General features: G+C 46.1%; 18 protein-coding genes, 5 tRNA genes and 3 rRNA genes. 4 read left to right on the top strand and 22 right to left on the bottom strand.

Features of this window, described 5'->3' with window-relative positions; genetic code table 11:
- Positions 1-166: 166 nt before the first annotated feature.
- The 10 genes from BSZ04_RS05190 to BSZ04_RS05145 form a co-directional block, all read right to left on the bottom strand.
- Positions 167-1339: a tetratricopeptide repeat protein gene (locus tag BSZ04_RS05190; protein ID WP_088879745.1), complete on the bottom strand. Its 1173-nt coding sequence runs from the start codon at positions 1337-1339 to the stop codon at positions 167-169.
- On the bottom strand, positions 1336-1956 hold the full coding sequence (locus tag BSZ04_RS05185) for an energy transducer TonB (RefSeq protein ID WP_045387226.1): 621 nt from the start codon (positions 1954-1956) through the stop codon (positions 1336-1338). The genes BSZ04_RS05190 and BSZ04_RS05185 overlap by 4 nt, the downstream gene beginning before the upstream one ends.
- The gene (locus tag BSZ04_RS05180; RefSeq protein ID WP_005432634.1) at positions 1956-2360 is read right to left on the bottom strand and encodes an ExbD/TolR family protein; all 405 of its coding nucleotides are present in this window, start codon (positions 2358-2360) and stop codon (positions 1956-1958) included. Before BSZ04_RS05180 ends, BSZ04_RS05185 begins: the two co-directional genes overlap by 1 nt.
- Entirely contained in the window at positions 2357-2911 is a 555-nt protein-coding gene (locus BSZ04_RS05175) for a MotA/TolQ/ExbB proton channel family protein (RefSeq protein WP_071235250.1), read from the bottom strand. The genes BSZ04_RS05180 and BSZ04_RS05175 overlap by 4 nt, the downstream gene beginning before the upstream one ends.
- Positions 2911-4278, bottom strand: a complete 1368-nt coding sequence (locus BSZ04_RS05170; protein ID WP_088879744.1) for a MotA/TolQ/ExbB proton channel family protein — start codon at positions 4276-4278, stop codon at positions 2911-2913. The genes BSZ04_RS05175 and BSZ04_RS05170 overlap by 1 nt, the downstream gene beginning before the upstream one ends.
- On the bottom strand, positions 4279-5046 hold the full coding sequence (locus BSZ04_RS05165) for a DUF3450 domain-containing protein (RefSeq protein ID WP_045387235.1): 768 nt from the start codon (positions 5044-5046) through the stop codon (positions 4279-4281).
- A gap of 74 nt (positions 5047-5120) precedes the next feature.
- Entirely contained in the window at positions 5121-7202 is a 2082-nt protein-coding gene (locus BSZ04_RS05160) for a TonB-dependent siderophore receptor (RefSeq protein ID WP_088879742.1), read from the bottom strand.
- A gap of 205 nt (positions 7203-7407) precedes the next feature.
- On the bottom strand, positions 7408-8781 hold the full coding sequence (locus BSZ04_RS05155) for a sensor histidine kinase (protein ID WP_038890574.1): 1374 nt from the start codon (positions 8779-8781) through the stop codon (positions 7408-7410).
- Positions 8781-9446 (bottom strand): response regulator transcription factor, encoded by a 666-nt coding sequence (locus BSZ04_RS05150; protein WP_010453303.1) that lies wholly within the window; start codon positions 9444-9446, stop codon positions 8781-8783. Before BSZ04_RS05150 ends, BSZ04_RS05155 begins: the two co-directional genes overlap by 1 nt.
- Before the next feature lie 161 nt (positions 9447-9607).
- Positions 9608-10561 (bottom strand): lactate/malate family dehydrogenase, encoded by a 954-nt coding sequence (locus BSZ04_RS05145; protein ID WP_088879741.1) that lies wholly within the window; start codon positions 10559-10561, stop codon positions 9608-9610.
- 256 nt (positions 10562-10817) lie between these two features.
- On the opposite strand from BSZ04_RS05145, the gene BSZ04_RS05140 reads away from it, so the two are divergent.
- Positions 10818-11534 (top strand): glycerophosphodiester phosphodiesterase family protein, encoded by a 717-nt coding sequence (locus BSZ04_RS05140; protein ID WP_038883185.1) that lies wholly within the window; start codon positions 10818-10820, stop codon positions 11532-11534.
- Between the two features lie 20 nt (positions 11535-11554).
- Here BSZ04_RS05140 and BSZ04_RS05135 read toward each other — a convergent pair whose 3' ends face one another.
- Positions 11555-12037, bottom strand: a complete 483-nt coding sequence (locus tag BSZ04_RS05135; protein ID WP_010453309.1) for a L,D-transpeptidase family protein — start codon at positions 12035-12037, stop codon at positions 11555-11557.
- Between the two features lie 174 nt (positions 12038-12211).
- Between BSZ04_RS05135 and BSZ04_RS05130 the strand changes: the two genes are divergently transcribed.
- Together BSZ04_RS05130 and BSZ04_RS05125 are read left to right on the top strand one after the other, a co-directional pair.
- A complete protein-coding gene (locus tag BSZ04_RS05130; protein WP_010453311.1) occupies positions 12212-13207 on the top strand; it encodes a 2-hydroxyacid dehydrogenase in 996 nt (331 codons plus the stop codon).
- Positions 13208-13291: 84 nt separating this feature from the next.
- The gene (locus BSZ04_RS05125; protein WP_071235255.1) at positions 13292-13648 is read left to right on the top strand and encodes a YibL family ribosome-associated protein; all 357 of its coding nucleotides are present in this window, start codon (positions 13292-13294) and stop codon (positions 13646-13648) included.
- A 331-nt stretch (positions 13649-13979) separates the two neighbouring features.
- Here the strand turns inward: BSZ04_RS05125 and BSZ04_RS05120 are convergent.
- The 9 genes from BSZ04_RS05120 to BSZ04_RS05075 form a co-directional block, all read right to left on the bottom strand.
- Positions 13980-14070 (bottom strand) — tRNA-Ser (locus tag BSZ04_RS05120).
- 84 nt (positions 14071-14154) lie between these two features.
- A 5S ribosomal RNA gene (rrf, locus tag BSZ04_RS05115) occupies positions 14155-14271 on the bottom strand.
- An 87-nt stretch (positions 14272-14358) separates the two neighbouring features.
- Positions 14359-17248 (bottom strand): 23S ribosomal RNA (locus BSZ04_RS05110).
- 261 nt (positions 17249-17509) lie between these two features.
- A tRNA-Val gene (locus BSZ04_RS05105) sits at positions 17510-17585 on the bottom strand.
- Between the two features lie 38 nt (positions 17586-17623).
- Positions 17624-17699 (bottom strand) — tRNA-Ala (locus BSZ04_RS05100).
- A gap of 9 nt (positions 17700-17708) precedes the next feature.
- Positions 17709-17784, bottom strand: a tRNA-Lys gene (locus tag BSZ04_RS05095).
- 2 nt (positions 17785-17786) lie between these two features.
- Positions 17787-17862: transfer RNA gene (locus tag BSZ04_RS05090), tRNA-Glu, on the bottom strand.
- Between the two features lie 89 nt (positions 17863-17951).
- Positions 17952-19504, bottom strand: a 16S ribosomal RNA gene (locus BSZ04_RS05085).
- Together the 16S, 23S and 5S rRNA genes with 5 tRNA genes alongside form the textbook arrangement of a ribosomal RNA operon.
- Before the next feature lie 538 nt (positions 19505-20042).
- Positions 20043-20567, bottom strand: coding sequence for a DUF3087 domain-containing protein (locus BSZ04_RS05075; RefSeq protein WP_088879739.1), 525 nt, complete (start codon positions 20565-20567; stop codon positions 20043-20045).
- A gap of 158 nt (positions 20568-20725) precedes the next feature.
- Here BSZ04_RS05075 and trmY point away from each other — a divergent pair, with 158 nt between their 5' ends.
- A complete protein-coding gene (gene trmY / locus BSZ04_RS05070) occupies positions 20726-21325 on the top strand; it encodes a tRNA (pseudouridine(54)-N(1))-methyltransferase TrmY (RefSeq protein ID WP_038890998.1) in 600 nt (199 codons plus the stop codon).
- Positions 21326-21403: 78 nt separating this feature from the next.
- On the opposite strand, the gene BSZ04_RS05065 is transcribed toward trmY, so the two are convergent.
- Both BSZ04_RS05065 and BSZ04_RS05060 read right to left on the bottom strand, forming a co-directional pair.
- On the bottom strand, positions 21404-22747 hold the full coding sequence (locus BSZ04_RS05065; RefSeq protein WP_088879738.1) for a TldD/PmbA family protein: 1344 nt from the start codon (positions 22745-22747) through the stop codon (positions 21404-21406).
- Positions 22747-24132, bottom strand: coding sequence for a TldD/PmbA family protein (locus BSZ04_RS05060; RefSeq protein WP_088879737.1), 1386 nt, complete (start codon positions 24130-24132; stop codon positions 22747-22749). The genes BSZ04_RS05065 and BSZ04_RS05060 overlap by 1 nt, the downstream gene beginning before the upstream one ends.
- Positions 24133-24238 lie beyond the last annotated feature (106 nt).

The raw sequence follows: 24238 nt of genomic DNA, 5'->3' as shown, positions 1-24238 counted from the left end.
GTCCTTATAAGAAAAACTGACGTTCCAGTCTTAACGCTGAATGGAGGTAATATAACGTTATGATATTTAAAAACAGATCGAACCAGATTCACTGTTTACAAACAAAAAGACCCGAGAGTTATCCCGGGTCTTTCGAGCACCAATACGTGCCTATTTACAATTGGACTTAGCTATTCTGGCTCGCTTTTGCTTTGCGCAGTTGAGACAAGTATTTCACCCAACTCTCTGCTTGAGTTGATGGCTCAATCTCGTTCGCACGCTTGGCATTCGCTAGCGCATCTTCTAGACGTTTCAGCTTATAGTAAGCACGAGTCTTCACTAATGCCACATCAGCTTTACGCCCAGAAACCTCGTCCAAGGCAACTAGCGCGTCTTTGTATTGACCTTCTTGAACAAGCAGTTGAGACAAGTTCCAGTAATATTGACGGTCCAACTTTGCAGCCACGCGCCAACTTGCAATCGACTTATCCCATTCCTTGGCCATCTGCCAGTACGTTGCTTGTTGTGCTTTCAGTTTGCTGTCTGAGTTTATGTCATTCAGCTCACCTAATATTTGTGCAGCTCGCTCTGGAATACCACGCTTGCCATAAAGCTGAGCAAGAAGTCTTAAGTCATCTTGGTTCAACGCGACGCCTTGTAATTTAGCAAGAGCGAGAGAATCCAGTGCACGCTTGTCATCATCAACACGTAAATACAGAGCAACAAGCTGTCGCCACCATTCCACACGCTCAGGCTCAATCGCAATCAGGCGTTTAATCGTAACAATGGCAGGTTTCCACTTTTTCAGCTCAAGCTCTGCAGACAATTTGATCGACAGAGGCGCCATCTCATCTGGATGGCCCAATTTCTCATAACGAGCCATTGCAGAGAGCACTTTGTTCCATTGACTCAACTGATAGTGAGACTGCGCGATGCGCAACCAAATATCGTGCGCTTTTTGAGTCTTTGGCACCGATTTGCTCAAGTCGTAGTAGTGAGGCAGAGCTTTAGAAAACTGCTGCTCATTTAACAGCATATCCGCTAACATTTTCCGTGTTTGCCAAGCTTGCTCGTCATTCAAAAGATCGCTATTTACTGCGACCTCCAATTGTTTGATAGCAGGCTTAACTTGCTCATTCTGCCAGTAGAAAATACCCAGCATGCGAGCAACAAACGCTTGATCATACTCACGAGATAAGTCGAGACCTTCGAGCGTGGAAATGGCTTCTTGCAGCTTTTCTTCTTGCGCCAGGTTGTGAGCACGTTGAACACGAGTCGCCGTGTACTGACTCAGTTCATTCGCGACAGTGGTAAAAGCGCTCAGGCTTAATACCGCTCCGATTAAGAATTGCTTCATCATTTAGCTAACTTGAACTCCACTCTTCTGGTTTGCCCAAAGCGCTCGACCGCTACACCATTTTCAACCTTCGGCTGATACTTCGACTTTTTCAATGCACGAATGGCTTCTTTCTCGAACATTCTCTTAGGTTTAGCATCTATCACTTCAATGTCTTTAGGACGACCTGTCGCATCAATAGTAAAGCGCATCGTCACGTAGCCTTCGATCTTCCGCTTAACCGCTTTACTTGGGTAACGAGGCTCTGGGCTGTAAAGCATTATCGCCTGTTGGTTGCCCATGCTGCCTTTTAAGTTCGGCGCACTGATCGCGATACCATCCAGTGCGGTATTCAAACCCAATGCGCTGATTGGCGTGACTTGGCTTATGGGCTCTACTTGAGTTTCCGCTTGAGACACGTCCATCGGCTCTGGCGATTCTGGTGGTTCAGGCTGCTCAGGTACAGAGCGTTGACGACGTTGAACATCAGCATCATTCTCTACCATCACCATATCAAAGCGCACCGCCTCCGAAGGTTTAGGTGCACGTTGATTGCCCTTATCGACCATCCACGCCATAAAGCTAAACAAGCTCACCGCGATCAAAACTGATGCTGGTAGCGCGAGTAATAGCCTTTTCATTAAGGTTTCTCCGCCGCCAAAGCAATGTTCTTCACACCAGCGCCCTTCGCCGCATCCATGACTTTCACAACCGTACCATTGTAAGCATGCTCATCAGCTTGAATCACAAGAGATGCATCTGGCTGCTCAAGCAATAGGTGCTCAATGGTGGCTTCCACACGCTCGATATCCACCAAACGTTTATCGATGTACACATCATTTGCAGCAGTTACCGCAATAAAAATGCCCGCATCTTTTTGGCTAACGACATTCGATGCTTGAGGGCGATTCACTTCTACACCAGACTCACGCACAAATGAGCTAGTCACAATAAAGAAGATCAACATGATGAAGACAATATCCAGCATCGAGGTTAAGTCGATCTGTGCTTCATCCTGTCGATTGGTTCTACGTCCGAGTCTCACTTCTGACTCCTTAAAGATTGTTCTAACTGGAGGGCTTTGCGTTCACACACTTTACTTAAGCGCGCATGCACAAACATGCCCGCAAGTGCTGCGACCATACCTGCCATGGTTGGCAACGTCGCAAGTGAAATACCAGAAGCCATCAATTTTGGATTGCTGCTACCTTGTGTGGCCATCACATCAAAAACCGTAATCATACCTGTTACCGTTCCTAATAGACCTAGCATTGGACAAATGGCCACAAGGACTTTAATCGTTGATAGGTTTTGACGCAGTTCAATGTGCGCTTTAGCTATCCATCCTTCGCGGATTTGATGCGCGTACCAAGAGTGATGATCGGCTCTTGCTAACCACTGCGCACAAAGCTGTTTCTTCACCTTTGGAAATTCCATTGTTAGGTAAAGAACACGCTCCATAACCAGTAACCAGCACACCGCAACTACGGCTGCCAACCACCATAGGATTTGGCCACCTTGCTGCATAAAGCGCATCAAGGTTGAGGCCCAATCCTCACTGATCAAACCCAATGTGTTGAGTAGGATCTGCTCCATTACGCTGCGTTCTCCGCTACTGTATTCGGTGCTTTTTGGCCTTTTGGCATATCACGCTCAGCTTGTTCTGCCACAAGGCCAATGCCTTGCTTCTCAAGAATATTGCGAATGTTCTCTGCTTGAGAGCTTAATACGTTGTGTGCCAGAAGCAGCGGCATTGCTGCAACGAGACCAAGTACAGTGGTCACCAATGCCATTGAGATACCACCAGCCATCACTTTCGGGTCACCGTTACCAAACTGAGTGATCACTTGGAACGTTTCGATCATGCCTGTTACTGTACCCAGTAGACCAAGCATCGGCGCCAGAGCCGCAAGCAGTTTCAGCATTGATAGGCCTTTCTCAAGGTGCGTTTGCTCATCCACGACAGCTTCTAGTAGACGAAGCTCAAGCGCTTCTACACTGCGGTGCTTGTCTTTGTGGTAAACCGCTAAGATACGACCGAGTGGGTTATCTTCTGGTTGAGCTGGATTCTTAAGCTGTTTGGCGATTTTCTGACGAGCAATCATTAGTGACACACCGCGAACCAACGCGATGATCAAACCAATCACTAACAAGCCAAGAATGATCTTACCAACCACACCACCTGCGTTCAGGCGATCGGCCATGGTTGGTGAATTTGCTAATTGCTCAAGTAGAATGCCACGAGATGGGTCAATCACTACGGCATCGATTTCACCAGCCTTTACGCTGCTTGCCGTTGGACCATTTTCTGGTTGGCGGAGATAGCTAACTGCATCACCGCGTTGACCATTCCATTTTACGTAACCCGCATCGTTCAACAGCGCCATTGAGCCAAGGCGGACACCATCAACGGTTTGCTCACGCCCTTCACCATCAAGCAATGAGAAGGACACGTTCGCTATCTCGCCACTTGCTTTGACTTGCTCTTCCATACTGCGCCACATTGCTTGAAGCTGTGGCAATGTTGGTAGTGATTTAGCGGCAACAATGTCGGCGATATTTTGCTGGTAAGAGTTTGCGTCTACACCAGTAACAGAGTGCTTAAGTTCTGCTTCCAGTTCTTTTGCATTTTGGCGAACCACACCAAACAACTCACCTAAGCTGCCTGTTTCAAGGCGCAGTTTTTCTTCTAGCTGTGCAAGCTCTGCTTCATTTTCACTGAACGTCACGCCAAGCGTGTCAGCTTCTGCCTGTAACGCTACACGCTCTGCTACAAGCTTGTTTTTCATTGCTTGCAGCTCTTGTTGAGTTTGCTTAAAGCCAGACTCACGAGCCACGTTGTGTGACTGCTGTTGGCGGTTCTCTTGCTGTGCTTTCTGCAGCAAAGTATCGCTTGCAAATGTGGTGTGCGGTAGAAGCGCAGCGCTAGAAATCAATGCGACTGATAGCCATTTCTTCATCATTTATTTGCCCTCCGCAACGTTTAGAGACACAGGCAAAGTAAGCATGCTCGGTGCTATCTGTTTGTTCGCCATAGCAAATGCGTTATCGAGTTCTGCTTTCTGTTCCGTAGCAACGGCTTGCCATGCTTTTTGTTGCTGAGACCAACTCCAGAAATGCTCACCAGACAGGCTGCGCGCAATAAGTGACACACGGCCTAAGTAGAGAATATCGGCTTCAACTTGGTCGTTGCTGTCCAAAGCGATCTTACCTTGGTAAACACCGATCTTAGTGCCGTAGTCCATTTCAATTTGGTACGCTTCTAGAATTCGACGGAATTTTTCAGCATCCGCGACGTCAGCTCGGGTCATCATGGCATCAAGTTTTTCAATACGCTCTTCACGCTGTGCTTTGCGGATAGGTTTATCATTCGCCACAATCGTTTTAAGGCCATCGAGCATGTGGTACATCAAAGGCACTACGCCTTGACGAGTCTGAGCGATCTGCTCAATTTGCTCATTCAAACTTGCGACTTCGTCATTCTGACTGTCGACAAGATTTGACAGGTGATCACGATAAATCTTCAAGTTGCTGACTTCTTCTTGTAGCTGCTCAATTTCAGCTTCTAGAGACAAAGACTTCTCTGCACTTGCATCAATGCGCTTTTGGCTCACTGCCGACGCTTGGTTTGTTTTACTCTGCACTGCTTGTGCATCGTTAAGATTTTCCGCGTGAACGGGAATCAAAACCGATGAGATCAACAGAGCGATACTTGATTTCATTAGATTCATACGAGTTATATTTCTGTTTTCCAAAAACGACTAAAGGGGAAGACTCTTCTTCCCCTTTAAAAATCAGATTGTTATCAGTATTTGAACTGGATTGTCGCCATGTAGTTTCGACCCTCACCTATCACTACATTACTCGCTCCCGCTTGATTACCATTTGTGCTACCACCACCTGCTAAGTAGTCAGTATCGAATAGGTTTTCCACGTTGAATCGAGTTACTATGTCCAACTTCTCATCATACTTGTGTGTGTATGACACGCCCATATCAATACGTGCATACCCATCTTTCTTAAATGTGTTCGCCGCGTCGCCGTAGCGTTCACCTTCATAAATCAATCCCAGGTTTACGTTGGTGTTATTCTGAACTTTGTAGCTCGACCAAACACTTGCTGAAAACTCTGGAACGTCTGCCGGACGGTTGCCTTGGTAGTACTTACTTCTGGTCAATTCTGCGTCCAAGTACATTGCAGAAGCAGTCAGAGATAGCTCATCAGTAACGAAACCTTGCGCTAGGATCTCCGCACCTCGGTGCACTTGCTCACCATCTTGCGTCGCTAGTTCCATGCCAGGATTGTTTGGATCGTTAACATCTATTCGAACATTTTCCAAAGTAATGTCAAACAACGCACCAGTTAGGTATAAACGCTCATCAAACAGTTCCCATTTAGTACCTACTTCGTAAGAAATACCGCGCTCAGCTTCTAGCTCCTCACCATCATTGGTAAAGTCAGTATCACTCACCGCACCTTGTGGCATAAAGCTTTCAGAGTACTGGACATAGATTGAACCGTTGCTCGCAGGATGAAAGATAACGCCCAGCTTTGGTGATACTTGGCTCTCAGTTAATGTATCACTACGCTTTTCATCGTAACGAACACCCGCTAGTACTTGCCAATAATCGTTGATTGTCATCATGTTTTGCGCGTAGATACCCCAAGTATCATATTCGCTGGTCGGCCACTTTTTAGAGCTTGTTGGCTCTGGCTTAACAACGGTTTCGCCCGCAGGGACGTATGCTTGGTCATGGAAAGCCATAAAACGGTCGTAGCTGTAATCTAGATAGTTTGCGCCAACTAAAAGCGTGTTTTCTGTGCCAAATAGTGAAAAATCTGTCGTCACATCTACGTACGCAGTATCAAATACCCAGTTATCAGAACGCTCGTTACCTTTGTGCTTAACCGTACCGTCTTTTTCGTACATATCGAATTTCGGGTAAGACTCCACATCAAAACGTTTGAAATCTTGACGGTTATAACCCGCTTTCACATTTACGTTATCTGTAACTTGCGCGTTAATGTCGATACCGTAGTTTTCTACATCGTTATCGATCTTCGACCATTGTGCATCCCAAATATACTTGTCTCCAAGCACAGGCTTACCGTCTACGATGTAAGCACCTGAATCCACACTGCCTTCATCTTTGGTACGGTCATAATGTGCAGAAACCATCACGTTTTCAGTGATGTCGTACTCCACAACTAAACCACCAACAGCACGGTCCGTTTCTGGCTCGGTACCGTCACCGTATTCGCGCCATGAGCCGTAGCTTTCTTTTGCAAGAATGGCGCGAGCACGTAGCGTCTCTTCTTCATTCAATGCACCACTCACGTCTAGTACTGTACGAGAATGATCGTTTGAACCGATATCTTGGCTCAAGCTTGCTTGCGTTTCTGTTGTTGGCTTCTTCGAGACCATGTTCACAAGGCCACCCGGCTCAGACTTACCGTAAAGTAGGCCTGAAGGACCCTTAAGAACTTCAACTCGCTCTAAAAGCTCAATTGGTTGACGGTAGTGAGACCAGTGCTGACGACCATCGCGTAGGAAGCCATCTGAGCTGCTTAGTTCAAAACCACGTAGTGAGAAGCGCTCACGGTTACGGCTTGTACCGCCCGCACTAACACTCGCGTCATTTTGTAGAACTTCACCTAGTGTGCTTGCACGTTGCTCATCGATTACTGCTTCATCAATAACAGCAACTTGCCCTGGAGTTTCCAGTTGCGTCATTTCCATACGCATTGCTGTTGTGTTGGTATCCGCTTTGTAACCAAATTCACGGCCTTCAACTACGAGGTGTTCATCTGTTGTTTGAACTTCTGCCACTGCAGGCGCTGCTAACACCGCACCGATCACTAATGCCAATTGGCTCTTAGTAAACATATCCTTTCACTCCGACTATTTTCGGGTCGCATCTTAAACAACGCGATTCCCTTTTAATTATTTCGGCAGTGAATATAAATGACAACCATTACCATTTGCATTAAATTTACATTCTTTGCATTCGTAAAGGTTTGTAAAGAGGTCGTGTTCAATTTGCTTCGTGAACTAGATGTAAATCACATTTTTCCCTTTACTATGATTTAGCCTACTGTCTGAACAGCAAGGTAACTGCAAGTCCACCTTCAGGGCGATTAGATGCAATGACTTTGCCCCCCATCATTCTCATCGACTCTTTTACTATCGCTAGCCCTAGGCCATAACCACCGAGCTTTTTGTCGCGAGATGCATCTAAGCGGGTAAATGGGTCAAATATATCTGACAGTTTATCTATTGGGATACCAGGACCATCATCAGAAATGGTCACCGCCAAATAACTATGCTTATCGGCGGTTTTATTCGATAACGAAACATCAATCTGAGCAGTATCCCCTGCGTACTTGATCGCATTACCAATCAGATTGTTTAAACATCGAACCACTAAAGTGTCATCACACTGTGCCTTTGTTCTTGTTGCTTCACAATCAAATGAAAGCTTCTGCTCAGCTTTCAAATCTATTTTGCAACGCTCTACTTGAGGGGCAAGCAAGAGCTCCAAGTCACTGCGTTTTAACTCCGTATCGTAGCGTGCATTTTCTAACCGACTGAACTCCAGAATCTCTCCTATCAGATGATTCAGCTCATTGGCTTCTTCTTCCATACGATTCACTAAACTCTGTTCACTATCACCGACACGCTTTCTTAACAGGTGTAATACCAAATTCTGACGGGCAAGAGGCGTACGTAACTCATGAGACACGTCGCGAATTAGACGACGTTGCTTTTCCGCCAACGAGTGGATCTCTTTGGTCATGTGATCAAAGTCTCGAGCCAGTTCATTGAACTCGCGCGTGTTTGATTTCAGTTCAGCAACCACGCTCACGTTGAAATCACCAGCCGACAGCTTCTTGCTGGCTTCTCTAAGTCGATCCAAAGGCTGTTGTAGATTCCTTGCCATCAACAGCGAAAAGAGGGCTAAAATGACCGCAGCAATGATTACCTTAAGTATTGAAAAGTAGAGAATGAAATCATGGGCTGGGTGCAAACGGTGCGGTAGCTGAATGACCAAGCTATTGTTACCAATAAGAGGAATACTGAAAATAGGTCTACTGACTTTACCTTCTAGCTGCTCGTCTAAAGTCCTTTTGAATTTCAACTTAAACTCAAAATGAGGATGCATTAGGCGATGCGTTATTGGGTGTTGGTTTTCATTTAAAACGAACAAATAAAAATGCTGGGCATTGGCCCAATCCGCCAATTCATCCATGTCCCCCTCTTCAATCAACACGTTGGCTTGATGAGCCAAATCCAGCATTTCAGTTTTGACTGCTGCTGGCACTTTAAGCATCGCTTTAACCAATGCTTGCTCAGCAACAGCTTGGACGGCCAAAATGCTAATGACGATGGCCGTCATATAACTAAAAAGTTGAAATGCAAGGCTGTCTCTGCGCTTAGCGATGTAGGATGGGCACACAAACTTCATTAGCTCGTCACAGCCTCTAGGTAGCTATAACCTTTACCACGAAACGTTTTAATATGCTGTTTAGACAAACCAGCTTCCACCAGTTTTCGACGTATATTACTGATATGCATATCCAGATTACGATCAAACGGGCTTAGTTCTTTCTTTAAAACTTCGGTTTGCAGCTCAGCTTTAGAGACCACAATACCCTGATTTTTAACCAGATAACCAAGCAAATCAGCTTCAGTACCTGTCAATGGCAAGCTATTTAGTTGACCACTAATACTTTGCACAGTGCTGCACATCGCTTGTCGCTGACGTTCCAAACCTACTCGGCGAAGAATCGCTTTTATGCGCATCAACAGCTCAGCGACATTAAATGGCTTACCGATGTACTGGTCGGCCCCAGCTTGATAGCCATCTAACATTGAATTCTCATCATTTAGCGCGGTGAGCATCAGAATCGGAGTGGCAAAGCGTTGACAAATACGACGAGCAACTTGCATACCATTTAAGTTTGGCAGCATCACATCAAGAAGAACCAAGTCAACTGGTGTTTTTTCCATATACTGCAACGCACTTTCACCGCAATGCACAGAAGAAACGGTATAACCCTCTTCTTGCAATACTGCCTCTAACAATTCACACAACGGAACGTCGTCATCTACGATCAAAACTCGAGACATGTTCAATTACCACTCAAATAAAAATGGTTCGCATTCTATTACTCATTTACACATTAAACAACCATAGTTTTTGTGGTTTTTATTTCGAAAAACAGCACAAATAAGCCCACTTTTCAGTGAGCTAATTCAAGTTTTGTTCGTTATATATAATATCTGCTAAATCAGCACTTTAGACCTGTCACTTTAGCAACATCTTCTACGATACCGCGCAAGTTGCTACCAATGGAATACAAGGTTTCCAATTCTTCATCTGTAAATGGGTGAGTAAGTACTGACTCTGCACCTTTTTTACCAACAATTGTCGGTAAGCTGAGCACCACACCTTCTACCCCATATTGCCCGGTCATCATGGTACCGACAGGAAGGACGGAACGCTCATTAATCTTAATAGCCTGAATAATACGAAATACACTCGCGGCAATACCATGAACCGTATTTTGTTTACGGCGAAAGATCTCGTAACCAGCTTGTTTGACAGCTTCGAGTAATTCATCGGCATCAATACGCGCTATATGGTGTGTATCACAATAGTAGTCTGCGGGTTGCCCTGCGATGGAAATGAGACTTTTAGGCGTGAAGCAGTTACTACCGTGTTCACCAAGAACGTAGCCAAAAATGTTCTTAGGATCCAAATCAACACGATTTGCGACGATACTCATCAAACGTGCCGTATCAATCACACAGCCACTGCTAATGACTCTGTTGTTATCGAAACCAGTATTAGCCGCGATGAAGTGTGCGACAATATCACAAGGATTAGAAACAACAATCAATGTTGCTTTAGGAGCAACTCGCTCAATCTTTCGAGCAATTTCAACACCAATCTTAGCGTTAATTTCCGCAATATCGATTCGAGTCTGGCCTTGTTTAATCTGCGCGCCTGCAGTAATCACAACAATATCAGCACCTAGGAGATCTAGATAATCATCGGTAGGAATAATGTGAGTGTTTTTAGAGAACGTAAGTGCAGCAGTATGACGGAAGTCGAAAACCTCCCCTTCGGCACGCTCTAAGTTCTGATCCAGTAGAACCAATTCACTTACGCTACCCATGGTCAGTAAGTAGTTACATACTCCAACACCAACGGCACCAGCGCCAATTACACCAATCTTCATACTTCTCTCCCTGAAAATATAGTTACACCCTCTCTTAATATTCACCCTAAAAGCGTGGGCTGCGAGAGCATAAAAGTCCAATGACTTTATGATACCTAGAATACTTATCTAAGCTAGTCTTTCTCTATTCGATCGAGTTTAAATGATGGCCATTTCTTCTTCGTGTTCATAAATAAAAAATAATCCCATACATTTCGACTCTAGAAACGAAAAAGGAGTACAATTCTTTGCAGTTTCTTATTGAGAATAGACGTATATGACAACGCTATTGATTGGCCACCGAGGTGTGGCAGGTAAGTATCCAGAAAACACGAAAGCCAGTATTCAAGCCGCCATTGATATGGGACTGCATTGGGTTGAAGTAGATGTTCAACCAACCAAAGACAACGTACTGGTAGTTTGTCATGATCACACAGTAAACCGTTGTAGCAATGGTCGAGGTCGAGTTGACCAAATGACCTTATCAGAACTTCGAACGTTGGATTTTGGTCGCTGGTTTAGCGATGAGTTTGTCAATGAATCCATCATGACATTATCAGAGCTGCTAGAGCTCGCAGCAGAAAATAACCTGAACCTCAATATTGAAGTAAAAGTCGATCACCATTCCGCAGAAGATGTTGCTCAAATAGTCGCTCAAACGCTCTCTGAAAGTCCATTAGCTCATGAGCGCATCCTTTTATCAAGCTTTAGTCATGATGTGATTAGAGCACTACACAAGCACTGTACTGGCTATCGGTTAGGAGTATTAAGTGAGTTCTTTACTCGTCAAGATAAGCTGTTGCTGGAAGAGGTAAATGCTTACAGCTGCAACCTCAATATTAACTGGGTGCGTTCACGCCAAATCAATAAACTACAACAAGCGGGCTATAAGGTGATGTGCTATACGGTCAACAACCCAAATAAGCTAAAACACTTACCAGCCTTGGATGGCATCTTTAGCGATCACCCTAGCCGATTCATGTCTAATTCATAATATTGGAATCTGGAACTTCATTACCATTCAATGGTAATTGGGGTTCCCATTTTGACCAACTTGATAAACTCATCCATCTCTTCGTTGGTAATAGCGATACAACCATTGGTCCAATCAAAGCTTTGAATAAACTGAGGGGATTGCGTCTCACCATTCTTGAGACCATGAACCTTTATGTCTCCACCAGGAGATACACCTCGTCGATGGGCCTCCAAACGGTCAATCGCATCTGGGTAACTGATGTGGACAGAACGATAGAAAGCAGAATCATTAATCACATAATCTAGGGTGTAATCACCTTCTGGGGTTCTATTATCCCCTTCTTGCTGTTTGTGTCCTTTGGGATTAGCGCCTAACGCAATTCGGTATTCTTTCACCACCTCGCCATTTTCCATTAGGTACATTCTGCGCTTAGATTTGTCTACTTTGACCAAATCTACAGCAGCCTGCGTAAGAGGGATAAAAAAACAACACAAGATTAAAGACAACCATTTTACTGACATCGCCAGAACGCCTAACTCTTACAACTTAAGGGAACACCAAAGAGCAGCCATGCTAATCATAAGGTAATACCAAAGCAAACTTAATATGTACAAATATCACTACTTATTGCAACCAAGTTATATTACTTTATAAGGAGATTACTTTATAAATTCAGCACAAATAGAGAGGGTATTATGCTTAACATCGCTTTTTTCAGTGCAAAATCCTATGACGAAGCCTCTTTCAATAAAATCAAAAATCATCGGGACTTCGAGTTCCACTATCACGATTTTCGATTGACCTCTAAAACAGCGAAAATGGCGCAAGGTTGTGAAGTGGTATGTGCCTTCGTTAACGATGACTTATCTGCACCTGTACTTAAACAGCTTTCTCTAAACGGTACTAAGCTTATCGCTATGCGCTGTGCTGGTTTTGACAAAGTAGATTTAGAGGCTGCAAAGGAGCTAGGCCTGCAAGTAGTTCGCGTTCCAGCCTATTCCCCAGAAGCCGTCGCTGAGCATACGGTCGGTATGATGATGTGCCTGAATCGCCGACTACATAAAGCGTATCAGCGTACACGTGATGCAAACTTCAACCTAGAAGGCTTGGTCGGTTTCAACTTCTATGGAAAAACCGTAGGCATTGTTGGCACCGGTAAAATTGGTATCGCGACTATGCGTATCTTCAAAGGCTTAGGCATGGAACTGCTTTGCTATGACCCTTATGAAAACCCACTTGCACTAGAAATGGGCGCTCGCTACTGTTCTCTCGAAGAAATTTACGCCAACGCAGACGTCATTTCTCTCCATTGCCCTATGAGCGAAGAAAACTACCACTTATTGAATGAGCAAGCCTTCTCTCAAATGAAAGATGGCGTCATGATCATTAATACTAGCCGTGGTGAATTGCTTGATTCAGTCGCCGCTATTGAAGCACTAAAACAGGGCAAAATTGGCGCACTAGGTTTAGACGTGTATGACAATGAAAAAGACCTATTCTTCCAAGACAAATCAAACGACGTAATTGTCGATGACGTGTTCCGCCGCCTATCCGCTTGTCACAACGTATTGTTCACAGGGCACCAAGCCTTCTTGACTCATGAAGCGCTGAACAACATAGCTTCAGTAACTTTAAACAACGTTGATGCTTTCTTTGCGGGCAATGCGTCAGGCAATGAACTGATCAACTAAATCCTTTGATCGAGCAGTATAGTAGAGCGTTGAATTTCAGCTATGCTATACTCCTCGACCAATAAAAATTTGAGCCTAATTACCATGAGCATAAAAACTGATATTCAAAAGCTGCACAACCGTTTAGATACTTGCCAACGTAAACTTGATGCGGCTCGCTCTCGTGGTGATCACGAAATGATTACTAAGTTCACGAATGAAGTTGAAGATCTAACAAAGAAACTGAACCAACTTAAGCATAAGCAAACTTACGAGCTAAACAAAGAGCGTAAGAGCCTGCTTGATATGCCATTCTCTCGTGAAATCACTAAAGCGGAACAAGCGGATATCGGCAAACTTAAGAAGCGTGTGAAAGGTCTTGTTATCGTTCACCCACTGACTAAAGTTGGTAAAGAGCTTCGCCTAGACGTAATGACAGGTTTTGCTCCAAAAGAGTTCTAATAACTCGACCAAGCAACGATTACTGAAAAGCCCGAGCTGTTAGCTTGGGCTTTTTTGTACCTAAAATTCATAAAGTTAAGCTTAGGGCAATCACCATTATAGATAATAGGTGACACTGCAACCTGTTCGTTTTCAAATTCCCGTTATGGTAAGGCTTTAGCTAATTTTCAAATACTGAAAACGACAAAAGCCCCGCTATTTCTAGCGAGGCTTCTTAATCGTTCTGAGAGTTGGGACTCGATCGACTAGAGATTTGATGCAAATCCCGTCTAATTCTCAAACGTCAGAAATGACGAAAGCCCGTTGATTTCTCAACGGGCTTTCTGTGTAGTGGCGGAGAGATAGGGATTTGAACCCTAGATACGCTATTAACGTATGCCGGTTTTCAAGACCGGTGCTTTCAACCACTCAGCCATCTCTCCACAAATTGTTACTAAAATTTAGTCTTACTTAAATAATGCTAAATTTCAGTTTTGCCTTTAGATTTATCTAAAAGCGATATTAAAGCCTGGCGATGTCCTACTCTCACATGGGGAAGCCCCACACTACCATCGGCGCTAATTCGTTTCACTTCTGAGTTCGGAATGGAAGTCAGGTGGGTCCAAATCGCTATGGTCGCCAAGCAAATTCTTTAATCTGGAAAGCTGTTTTTCGTTCTTAACACATTCAATGTTCTTACATTGAGTCCATCAAAACCCCTTGGGTGTTGTATGGTTAAGCCTCACGGGCAATTAGTACAGGTTAGCTCAACGCCTCACAACGCTTACACACCCTGCCTATCAACGTTCTAGTCTCGAACAACCCTTTAGGATACTTAAAGTATCAGGGAAGACTCATCTCAGGGCTCGCTTCCCGCTTAGATGCTTTCAGCGGTTATCGATTCCGAACTTAGCTACCGGGCAATGCGTCTGGCGACACAACCCGAACACCAGAGGTTCGTCCACTCCGGTCCTCTCGTACTAGGAGCAGCCCCCTTCAATCTTCCAACGCCCACGGCAGATAGGGACCGAACTGTCTCACGACGTTCTAAACCCAGCTCGCGTACCACTTTAAATGGCGAACAGCCATACCCTTGGGACCGACTTCAGCCCCAGGATGTGATGAGCCGACATCGAGGTGCCAAACACCGCCGTCGATATGAACTCTTGGGCGGTATCAGCCTGTTATCCCCGGAGTACCTTTTATCCGTTGAGCGATGGCCCTTCCATTCAGAACCACCGGATCACTATGACCTGCTTTCGCACCTGCTCGAATTGTCATTCTCGCAGTCAAGCGGGCTTATGCCATTGCACTAACCTCACGATGTCCAACCGTGATTAGCCCACCTTCGTGCTCCTCCGTTACGCTTTGGGAGGAGACCGCCCCAGTCAAACTACCCACCAGGCACTGTCCGTAACCCCGATAAGGGGTCGACGTTAGAACATCAACACTACAAGGGTGGTATTTCAAGGACGGCTCCACCAACACTGGCGTGCTGGTTTCAAAGCCTCCCACCTATCCTACACATGTAGGGTCAATGTTCAGTGCCAAGCTGTAGTAAAGGTTCACGGGGTCTTTCCGTCTAGCCGCGGGTACACTGCATCTTCACAGCGATTTCAATTTCACTGAGTCTCGGGTGGAGACAGCGTGGCCATCATTACGCCATTCGTGCAGGTCGGAACTTACCCGACAAGGAATTTCGCTACCTTAGGACCGTTATAGTTACGGCCGCCGTTTACCGGGGCTTCGATCAAGAGCTTCGACCGAAGTCTAACCCCATCAATTAACCTTCCGGCACCGGGCAGGCGTCACACCGTATACGTCATCTTACGATTTTGCACAGTGCTGTGTTTTTAATAAACAGTTGCAGCCACCTGGTATCTGCGACTCTCAATAGCTCCATCCGCAAGGGACTTCACCGTCGAGAGCGTACCTTCTCCCGAAGTTACGGTACCATTTTGCCTAGTTCCTTCACCCGAGTTCTCTCAAGCGCCTTGGTATTCTCTACCCGACCACCTGTGTCGGTTTGGGGTACGATTCCTTACAATCTGAAGCTTAGAGGCTTTTCCTGGAAGCATGGCATCAATGACTTCACTACCGTAGTAGCTCGACGTCGTGTCTCAGCCTTAAGAAGAGCCGGATTTACCTAACTCTTCAGCCTACGCACTTGAACCTGGACAACCGTCGCCAGGCCCACCTAGCCTTCTCCGTCCCCCCATCGCAATTGTAAGAAGTACGGGAATATTAACCCGTTTCCCATCGACTACGCCTTTCGGCCTCGCCTTAGGGGTCGACTTACCCTGCCCCGATTAACGTTGGACAGGAACCCTTGGTCTTCCGGCGAGGAGGTTTTTCACCCCCTTTATCGTTACTCATGTCAGCATTCGCACTTCTGATACCTCCAGCAAGCTTTACAACTCACCTTCAACGGCTTACAGAACGCTCCCCTACCCAATGAAGTAAACTTCATTGCCGCAGCTTCGGTTTATAGCTTAGCCCCGTTACATCTTCCGCGCAGGCCGACTCGACTAGTGAGCTATTACGCTTTCTTTAAATGATGGCTGCTTCTAAGCCAACATCCTAGCTGTCTAAGCCTTCCCACATCGTTTCCCACTTAGCTATAATTTGGGACCTTAGCTGGCGGTCTGGGTTGTTTCCCTCTCCACGACGGACGTTAGCACCCGCCGTGTGTCTCCCGGATAGTACTTACTGGTATTCGGAGTTTGCAAAGGGTTGGTAAGTCGGGATGACCCCCTAGCCTTAACAGTGCTCTACCCCCAGTAGTATTCGTCCGAGGCGCTACCTAAATAGCTTTCGGGGAGAACCAGCTATCTCCAGGTTTGATTGGCCTTTCACCCCTAGCCACAAGTCATCCGCTAATTTTTCAACATTAGTCGGTTCGGTCCTCCAGTTGATGTTACTCAACCTTCAACCTGCCCATGGCTAGATCACCTGGTTTCGGGTCTATATCCAGAGACTGAACGCCCAGTTAAGACTCGGTTTCCCTACGGCTCCCCTAGATGGTTAACCTTGCCACTGAATATAAGTCGCTGACCCATTATACAAAAGGTACGCAGTCACACCACGAAGGTGCTCCTACTGCTTGTACGTACACGGTTTCAGGTTCTATTTCACTCCCCTCACAGGGGTTCTTTTCGCCTTTCCCTCACGGTACTGGTTCACTATCGGTCAGTCAGTAGTATTTAGCCTTGGAGGATGGTCCCCCCATATTCAGACAGGATATCACGTGTCCCGCCCTACTCGATTTCACTGAATGTGCGTTGTCAACTACGGGGCTATCACCCTGTATCGCCGGACTTTCCAGACCGTTCGTCTAACGCATATAAAGCTTAAGGGCTAGTCCAATTTCGCTCGCCGCTACTTTCGGAATCTCGGTTGATTTCTTTTCCTCGGGGTACTTAGATGTTTCAGTTCCCCCGGTTCGCCTCCTGTTGCTATGTATTCACAACAGGATACTTGCTTATGCAAGTGGGTATCCCCATTCGGAAATCCCAGACTCAAATGGTTTTTACTACCTAATCTGGGCTTATCGCAAGTTAATACGTCCTTCATCGCCTCTGACTGCCAAGGCATCCACCGTGTACGCTTAGTCACTTAACCATACAACCCGAAGGAGTTTCGAGTTGATGAACAAGTCACCAAAGTTGTCTGCAATTTTTATACATGATGCAGACTCGATTTTGCCGGACTCAAATTCCAAGAACACTTGAATGTGTTTTATTGGTGTTTGTCATAAAGACAAACATTGAGAACTTTACAATCAACAATAAATTGTTGATTTGTCAGCTTTCCAAATTGTTAAAGAGCAGATTTTCTAATGAAAACCATTTTTAAAAACTCTCAAGAGAGAATGTTTAAAGATGGTGGGCGATACCGGGCTCGAACCAGTGACCCCCTGCTTGTAAGGCAGGTGCTCTCCCAACTGAGCTAATCGCCCACATTAGTTTTACTTCTTGTGGAAGAAGGTTTTCAAGATGGTGGAGCTATGCGGGATCGAACCGCAGACCTCCTGCGTGCAAGGCAGGCGCTCTCCCAGCTGAGCTATAGCCCCAGCTTGAAATGGTGGGTCGTGCAGGATTCGAACCTGCGACCAATTGATTAAAAGTCAACTGCTCTACCAACTGAGCTAACGACCCAATGGTATCCCGTAGGGGAGTCGAACCCCTGTTACCGCCGTGAAAGGGCGGTGTCCTAGGCCTCTAGACGAACGGGACACTGGATTGAAGATATTGGGATATCTTCGTCTCTTTTACTTATAAACCGTATCAATCTGTGTGGACACTCATCGTGAGTAATCATCGTATAAGGAGGTGATCCAGCGCCAGGTTCCCCTAGCGCTACCTTGTTACGACTTCACCCCAGTCATGAACCACAAAGTGGTAAGCGTCCTCCCGAAGGTTAAACTACCTACTTCTTTTGCAGCCCACTCCCATGGTGTGACGGGCGGTGTGTACAAGGCCCGGGAACGTATTCACCGTGGCATTCTGATCCACGATTACTAGCGATTCCGACTTCACGGAGTCGAGTTGCAGACTCCGATCCGGACTACGACGCACTTTTTGGGATTCGCTCACTCTCGCAAGTTGGCTGCCCTCTGTATGCGCCATTGTAGCACGTGTGTAGCCCTACTCGTAAGGGCCATGATGACTTGACGTCGTCCCCACCTTCCTCCGGTTTATCACCGGCAGTCTCCCTGGAGTTCCCGACATTACTCGCTGGCAAACAAGGATAAGGGTTGCGCTCGTTGCGGGACTTAACCCAACATTTCACAACACGAGCTGACGACAGCCATGCAGCACCTGTCTCAGAGTTCCCGAAGGCACCAATCCATCTCTGGAAAGTTCTCTGGATGTCAAGAGTAGGTAAGGTTCTTCGCGTTGCATCGAATTAAACCACATGCTCCACCGCTTGTGCGGGCCCCCGTCAATTCATTTGAGTTTTAATCTTGCGACCGTACTCCCCAGGCGGTCTACTTAACGCGTTAGCTCCGAAAGCCACGGCTCAAGGCCACAACCTCCAAGTAGACATCGTTTACGGCGTGGACTACCAGGGTATCTAATCCTGTTTGCTCCCCACGCTTTCGCATCTGAGTGTCAGTATCTGTCCAGGGGGCCGCCTTCGCCACCGGTATTCCTTCAGATCTCTACGCATTTCACCGCTACACCTGAAATTCTACCCCCCTCTACAGTACTCTAGTCTGCCAGTTTCAAATGCAATTCCGAGGTTGAGCCCCGGGCTTTCACATCTGACTTAACAAACCACCTGCATGCGCTTTACGCCCAGTAATTCCGATTAACGCTCGCACCCTCCGTATTACCGCGGCTGCTGGCACGGAGTTAGCCGGTGCTTCTTCTGTCGCTAACGTCAAATAATGCAGCTATTAACTACACTACCTTCCTCACGACTGAAAGTGCTTTACAACCCGAAGGCCTTCTTCACACACGCGGCATGGCTGCATCAGGCTTGCGCCCATTGTGCAATATTCCCCACTGCTGCCTCCCGTAGGAGTCTGGACCGTGTCTCAGTTCCAGTGTGGCTGATCATCCTCTCAGACCAGCTAGGGATCGTCGCCTTGGTGAGCCATTACCTCACCAACTAGCTAATCCCACCTAGGCATATCCTGACGCGAGAGGCCCGAAGGTCCCCCTCTTTGGCCCGTAGGCATTATGCGGTATTAGCCATCGTTTCCAATGGTTATCCCCCACATCAGGGCAATTTCCTAGGCATTACTCACCCGTCCGCCGCTCGACGCCGTTATCGTCCCCCGAAGGTTCAGATAACTCGTTTCCGCTCGACTTGCATGTGTTAGGCCTGCCGCCAGCGTTCAATCTGAGCCATGATCAAACTCTTCAATTTAAAGTTTTTGATTCCCTAAATAAATAGGGAGAGGCTCAATGAATACTGACTTCAAAACTACTTATGTAATTTTAAAGCTATTATCGTTCCAACAGAACGATAATGAATTGACTGTGCTGAGTCTTTCGACTCAATGGTCACTTCGTATCATTGAAACCTAATTTGAAACCGCTCTTTATATAAGAGAAATTTCTAATTGGATTATCATCAACGAGTGCCCACACAGATTGATAGGTCTATATTGTTAAAGAGCTTGCTTCGTAAGCTTTGCTATCGAAGCGGAGGCGTATTCTAAGGAATTAATTCTTAGTGTCAAACACTTTTTTAAATTAATTTTTAGAAGCTTTTCTTTCGCCTCATTGCCAACCGCTTTTGCGTTTCCGCTTTGCCCTGACAACGGAGGCGCATTATAGGGAGATGATTTTTCTTGGCAACCCTTTTTTAGAAAAAAACTCAAAAAAAAGCGTCGAGTGATGAAATCTCACTCAAACGCTTATTTTTAGTACTTAGTTGTTAACTTCAAGTAGCAAATAGGCAATCAATATGTGTCTACCCAAGACTCTTCAAAGCACGTGATATCCAGATCCAGTGATTGCGCCGCTTCTATTTGTTCAATTGCCTCTAATTCTTTACTTACACTGCTCATCGTTAATGTGTTGTTGTCTAACTCAAACACCTGACTTTGAGTCGTATAGTAGAACTTAAGTATCGTCAGCGCTTTTACATCGTGCTCAGCAGAAGCGGCTTTAATGCTTTTCAGTTTGCGAAAGATCTTGTTGTGAAGCTGCTTGAGTTTCCAGACATACAGCACTTCTTCCATATAAGGGCGTGTTTTGAATTGGTTCAACAAAGACAGTGAAGTGGCTAAGGCGAGCACAACACCAATTAAGTTCCAGTGAAAGTTCCCCGTCGACTGTTCAGGTACTACATCTGTATTACCGAACAAAACGATCAATAGCGTACTAAAAGCAAGAGAAGAGATAGCAAGCAAGGCAACAAAGCCACCAATCACTAGGTTGACCTTCTTTCTATAGACTTGTTTGTTTATTTTTTTGAATTCCATATACCGCTCCTAACAGGTTGCCTCTATTCTAACCAGCACACTCCGCACGACAATCGAAGCTTTGTAAGTAAGTTCACATTTGCTATTAAACTCGCATCCCTTCCCTGCTTGGGTATATACTTCCGCGCATTCACTCTTCCTATATAGAGGCTAAATTCATGCGCTCTTTTGTTTTACGAGCTCGCGCGGCACCAACCACCAGCAAAGCACTGTTAGAAGGTGTTGGTAATGAAGCGCATACAGAGATTCTTGCTCATACCATGATGAACACTATGTTCGTTGCTCAATCACACCGCGAAGATGTGGTTGTTCACTTGGTTTTAGAAAGCACAAAAGACTTCTCACGCACCATTACTATTCGCTCTAACGACATCACCAACATTGGCGGCTTCCATGAGTCAACCTTGATTGCAGCAGTGGCTCGCGCTTTGGATGCTTCTGTTGGTATGGGCAAAGAGCAACTTCGTGAAGTCGAACCTGGCATCACCGTTCGTACAGTCAGCTTTGAACGCCTAGTGCAAGAACTGGCGGAAGATCACCAACTATATATGTTGGATAAAAAAGGCGAATTTGTTCGTGATGCAGAAATCGGTGGAAACCCTTGTTTCTTGCTAACTGACCATATTCCGATGCCGAAGAAGTCTTATAACAGCTTGAAGCGCCTTGGCACAGAGAAGATCAGCTTAGGTCCTAAGATGCTTTTCGCTTCTCAGTGTGTGGTACTGATCCACAATGAGTTGGACATTCGCGAATTTTAATTCTCGCGAGTTAATCACTCTATAAAAGAAAGAGGACTCAGTTGAGTCCTCTTTTTTGTTTCTATAGGAATGCTGGGGTTATTTACCACCAATGCTCAAACGAGCAAAACGAACATCTGGCGAGAAGAAAGTTCGGCTATCGTTAATTAGCTGAGTATCACCCACAGCCTCAACTTCTTGCAGCATCTTGTAGAAGTTACCCGCTACCGTGATACCACGTACTGGTTGAATGCGCTCACCATCACGACACAAGAAGCCACTCGCACCAAACGAGAAATCACCACTCACTGCATCCGCACCAGAATGGACACCTTGAAGTTCGACTAACTCTAGATATTCACCCGCTTTTACTTCTGACGCACTGCTGTTGCCTGTCGTAATCACTTTGTGATTCGCTGATACGTCTAAGCTCGATTTAGCACCGCGAGCGGCACTTGCTGTCGAGATTGCGCCCAAGTAACTTGCAGTCTGGCTGTTGTGTAGCAAGGTTTTCAATTCACCATTAGCAATCATGACATTGTCTTGAGTAGCGAAACCCTCGCTATCAAAGCCCGAAATTGCCATACCATTTGGCATGTAAGCCGCGTCGGTAAAGGTAATCAAATCACTCGCAACACGTTGGCCAAGCTTGTCACCCAATGGCGTAATGCCTTTCATCGCGCTTACGCCAGAGAAAGCACTGCCAAAAGCACCGAACAAGCTTGCTAACGCATTGATATGGAAGATTGCTGGGTAGTTCCCCGTAGCCACTGGTGCGCCTTCAAGAAGATCGCGTGCAAGGTTGTAACCACCTTCGATACAGTAAGCTGGATTCAACTCATCAAAACGACGACCCAGTGACATTCTACCCGCCATCGACTGTTTACCGTCTTTTTCAAACAAGGTGTACGCGTAACAAGTAAACGAGCGTTCGAAGTGTTGGCACAACGAGCCTTGTGTATTGGCGATGATTAATTGCGTTTCGCCATCACTATAACCATTGTAAGGTGCGCTAGAAGCGTGAGGCAAAGCGACTACGCCTTGCTCAAGAGCGAGAGACATTTCAATCTTTTCATCAACCGAAGTTGTGTCTTCTTGCGCAATCTCAGCTATGTCAGTCGTGATCTGGCTGTTTGCGCAACTAATGGTCTGATGTTCGTCTTGCTTGGAAAAACGAGCGCTTTGCAGTGCATTAGTCAGCATCAAATCTAAGCTTGGTTGCTCTAACGATTCAGAGTAGCTTGTTGCAACGCGCGCATCTTTCACAACACGAACACCCAGAACTTGGCTTGAGCTTACTTTGTACTCATCCAACTGCCCTTGGTTCGCTTTCAGAGAAAAGCTGCTGTTGCGGTTTACAATGACGTCCGCTTCTGCGCCTTGACGCTTTGCTTCTGATAGGACGTAATCAACCGCATTAAGAAGTTGTTGTTCTTGGCTCATTAGTTACCGCCTCCTACCAGAATGTTATCGACTTTCAGCGTTGGCTGACCGACTGTTGTTGGCACTGAACCACTCACGGAACCACACATGCCCGGCGCAAGCGCCATGTCTTTGCCGACCATGCTGATTTCTTTCAACACTTTTGGCCCCGTGCTGATCAGCGTTGCTGTTTTCAGAGGCTTGGTGATTTTGCCATTTTCAATGAGGTAAGCTTCACGAACGGCAAAGTTGAACTCTCCCGTACCCGGTTGAACCGAGCCGCCGCCCATCTTCTTCGCATAGATACCGCGTTCGATGCCAGCCAGCATGTCATCAAGTGAATGCTCGCCTTCTTCGATAAAGGTGTTACGCATACGCGAGGTTGGTGCGAACTTGTAGTTTTGACGACGACCAGAACCCGTAGGTTCGTAACCTGTCTTCATGCCACCCATTTTATCGACCATAAAGCTGGTTAGCTTACCGTCTTTGATCAATTGGGTGCGCTGAGTCTTCATGCCTTCGTCATCAACATGAATCGAGCCCCATTCGTTGGTCATGGTGCCATCATCGACAGCATTCACAGCGGTGTGAGCAATCATTTCGCCCATCTTGTCGTGGAATACGGACGCTTTCTTCGCAACCGAAGTAGTTTCGAGCAGGTGTCCACACGCTTCATGGAAGATAACGCCGCCAAAACCATTACCAATCACTACTGGCATTTCACCCGATGGACACGCATCGGCACCAAGTTTTACTAACGCTTGTTGCGCGATAGTTTGACCTAGCTCTTTCGCATCAAGCTGTTCACTGAATTCCCAACCCGCAAGAGCGCCAGGACCTTCCATACCAGAAGACTGCTCATTACCTTTTTGAGCGACGGTATTACCAGCAACTCGGATGTAGTGGCGAGTATCGTCAACGTGTAGACCTTCTGAGTTGAAGATAGACACTTGCTGTTCACGCTGAAGCACACTGCCAATGAACTGGCTGATATGTTCACTCTCTGCACGTGCAGCTTGGTCAACTTGCAATAGGAAAGCGATTTTAGAATCTAGATTAGCGTCTTTGCCAAGTGGCATACGACAACCATGTTGAATTGGGTAGCAGTTCAGATTGAGAGAACCTGCTGACGCGATTTGCTCACGCTTGTCTTTTGCTGCAAGCAGTGAGGTTACGCGTTTAAGTTCGGCTTCATCGGTGCTGTTGGTGTAACCGTAAAGCACTTTATGACCGAAGAAGAGACGAATACCGATACCAAAATCGATACCCGAGTTCACCTTATCCACCTCACCAGATGCGATCTGGACAGTGTTGGTTTGATGGTGTTCAACGAATAGCTCAGCGAAATCAGCCCCTAAAAAGAGGGCATGATCGATCACCGCTTTCGCTGTTACAGAATTAAGCATGAAATCTCCTTGCTCGTTGATCGTCCTAGCCTTCCCCACCTCTGAGTTAGACTCTGTTTATAACAGTCACAACCTAAATTGGATGACTCAAAAGCATATTGGCAAC

This window comes from Vibrio rotiferianus (genome assembly GCF_002214395.1).
In the GTDB taxonomy this organism is placed as follows: Bacteria; Pseudomonadota; Gammaproteobacteria; order Enterobacterales; family Vibrionaceae; genus Vibrio; species Vibrio rotiferianus.
This window is presented reverse-complemented; position numbering and strand designations above follow the sequence as displayed.

Coding starts and splice junctions, on each gene's coding strand:
- BSZ04_RS05190 (WP_088879745.1), bottom strand. CDS start 1,339: ATGATGAAGCAATTCTTAATCGGAGCGGTATTAAGCCTGAGCGCTTTT.
- BSZ04_RS05185 (WP_045387226.1), bottom strand. CDS start 1,956: ATGAAAAGGCTATTACTCGCGCTACCAGCATCAGTTTTGATCGCGGTG.
- BSZ04_RS05175 (WP_071235250.1), bottom strand. CDS start 2,911: ATGGAGCAGATCCTACTCAACACATTGGGTTTGATCAGTGAGGATTGG.
- BSZ04_RS05170 (WP_088879744.1), bottom strand. CDS start 4,278: ATGATGAAGAAATGGCTATCAGTCGCATTGATTTCTAGCGCTGCGCTT.
- BSZ04_RS05165 (WP_045387235.1), bottom strand. CDS start 5,046: ATGAATCTAATGAAATCAAGTATCGCTCTGTTGATCTCATCGGTTTTG.
- BSZ04_RS05160 (WP_088879742.1), bottom strand. CDS start 7,202: ATGTTTACTAAGAGCCAATTGGCATTAGTGATCGGTGCGGTGTTAGCA.
- BSZ04_RS05155 (WP_038890574.1), bottom strand. CDS start 8,781: ATGAAGTTTGTGTGCCCATCCTACATCGCTAAGCGCAGAGACAGCCTT.
- BSZ04_RS05150 (WP_010453303.1), bottom strand. CDS start 9,446: ATGTCTCGAGTTTTGATCGTAGATGACGACGTTCCGTTGTGTGAATTG.
- BSZ04_RS05145 (WP_088879741.1), bottom strand. CDS start 10,561: ATGAAGATTGGTGTAATTGGCGCTGGTGCCGTTGGTGTTGGAGTATGT.
- BSZ04_RS05140 (WP_038883185.1), top strand. CDS start 10,818: ATGACAACGCTATTGATTGGCCACCGAGGTGTGGCAGGTAAGTATCCA.
- BSZ04_RS05135 (WP_010453309.1), bottom strand. CDS start 12,037: ATGTCAGTAAAATGGTTGTCTTTAATCTTGTGTTGTTTTTTTATCCCT.
- BSZ04_RS05130 (WP_010453311.1), top strand. CDS start 12,212: ATGCTTAACATCGCTTTTTTCAGTGCAAAATCCTATGACGAAGCCTCT.
- BSZ04_RS05125 (WP_071235255.1), top strand. CDS start 13,292: ATGAGCATAAAAACTGATATTCAAAAGCTGCACAACCGTTTAGATACT.
- BSZ04_RS05075 (WP_088879739.1), bottom strand. CDS start 20,567: ATGGAATTCAAAAAAATAAACAAACAAGTCTATAGAAAGAAGGTCAAC.
- trmY (WP_038890998.1), top strand. CDS start 20,726: ATGCGCTCTTTTGTTTTACGAGCTCGCGCGGCACCAACCACCAGCAAA.
- BSZ04_RS05065 (WP_088879738.1), bottom strand. CDS start 22,747: ATGAGCCAAGAACAACAACTTCTTAATGCGGTTGATTACGTCCTATCA.
- BSZ04_RS05060 (WP_088879737.1), bottom strand. CDS start 24,132: ATGCTTAATTCTGTAACAGCGAAAGCGGTGATCGATCATGCCCTCTTT.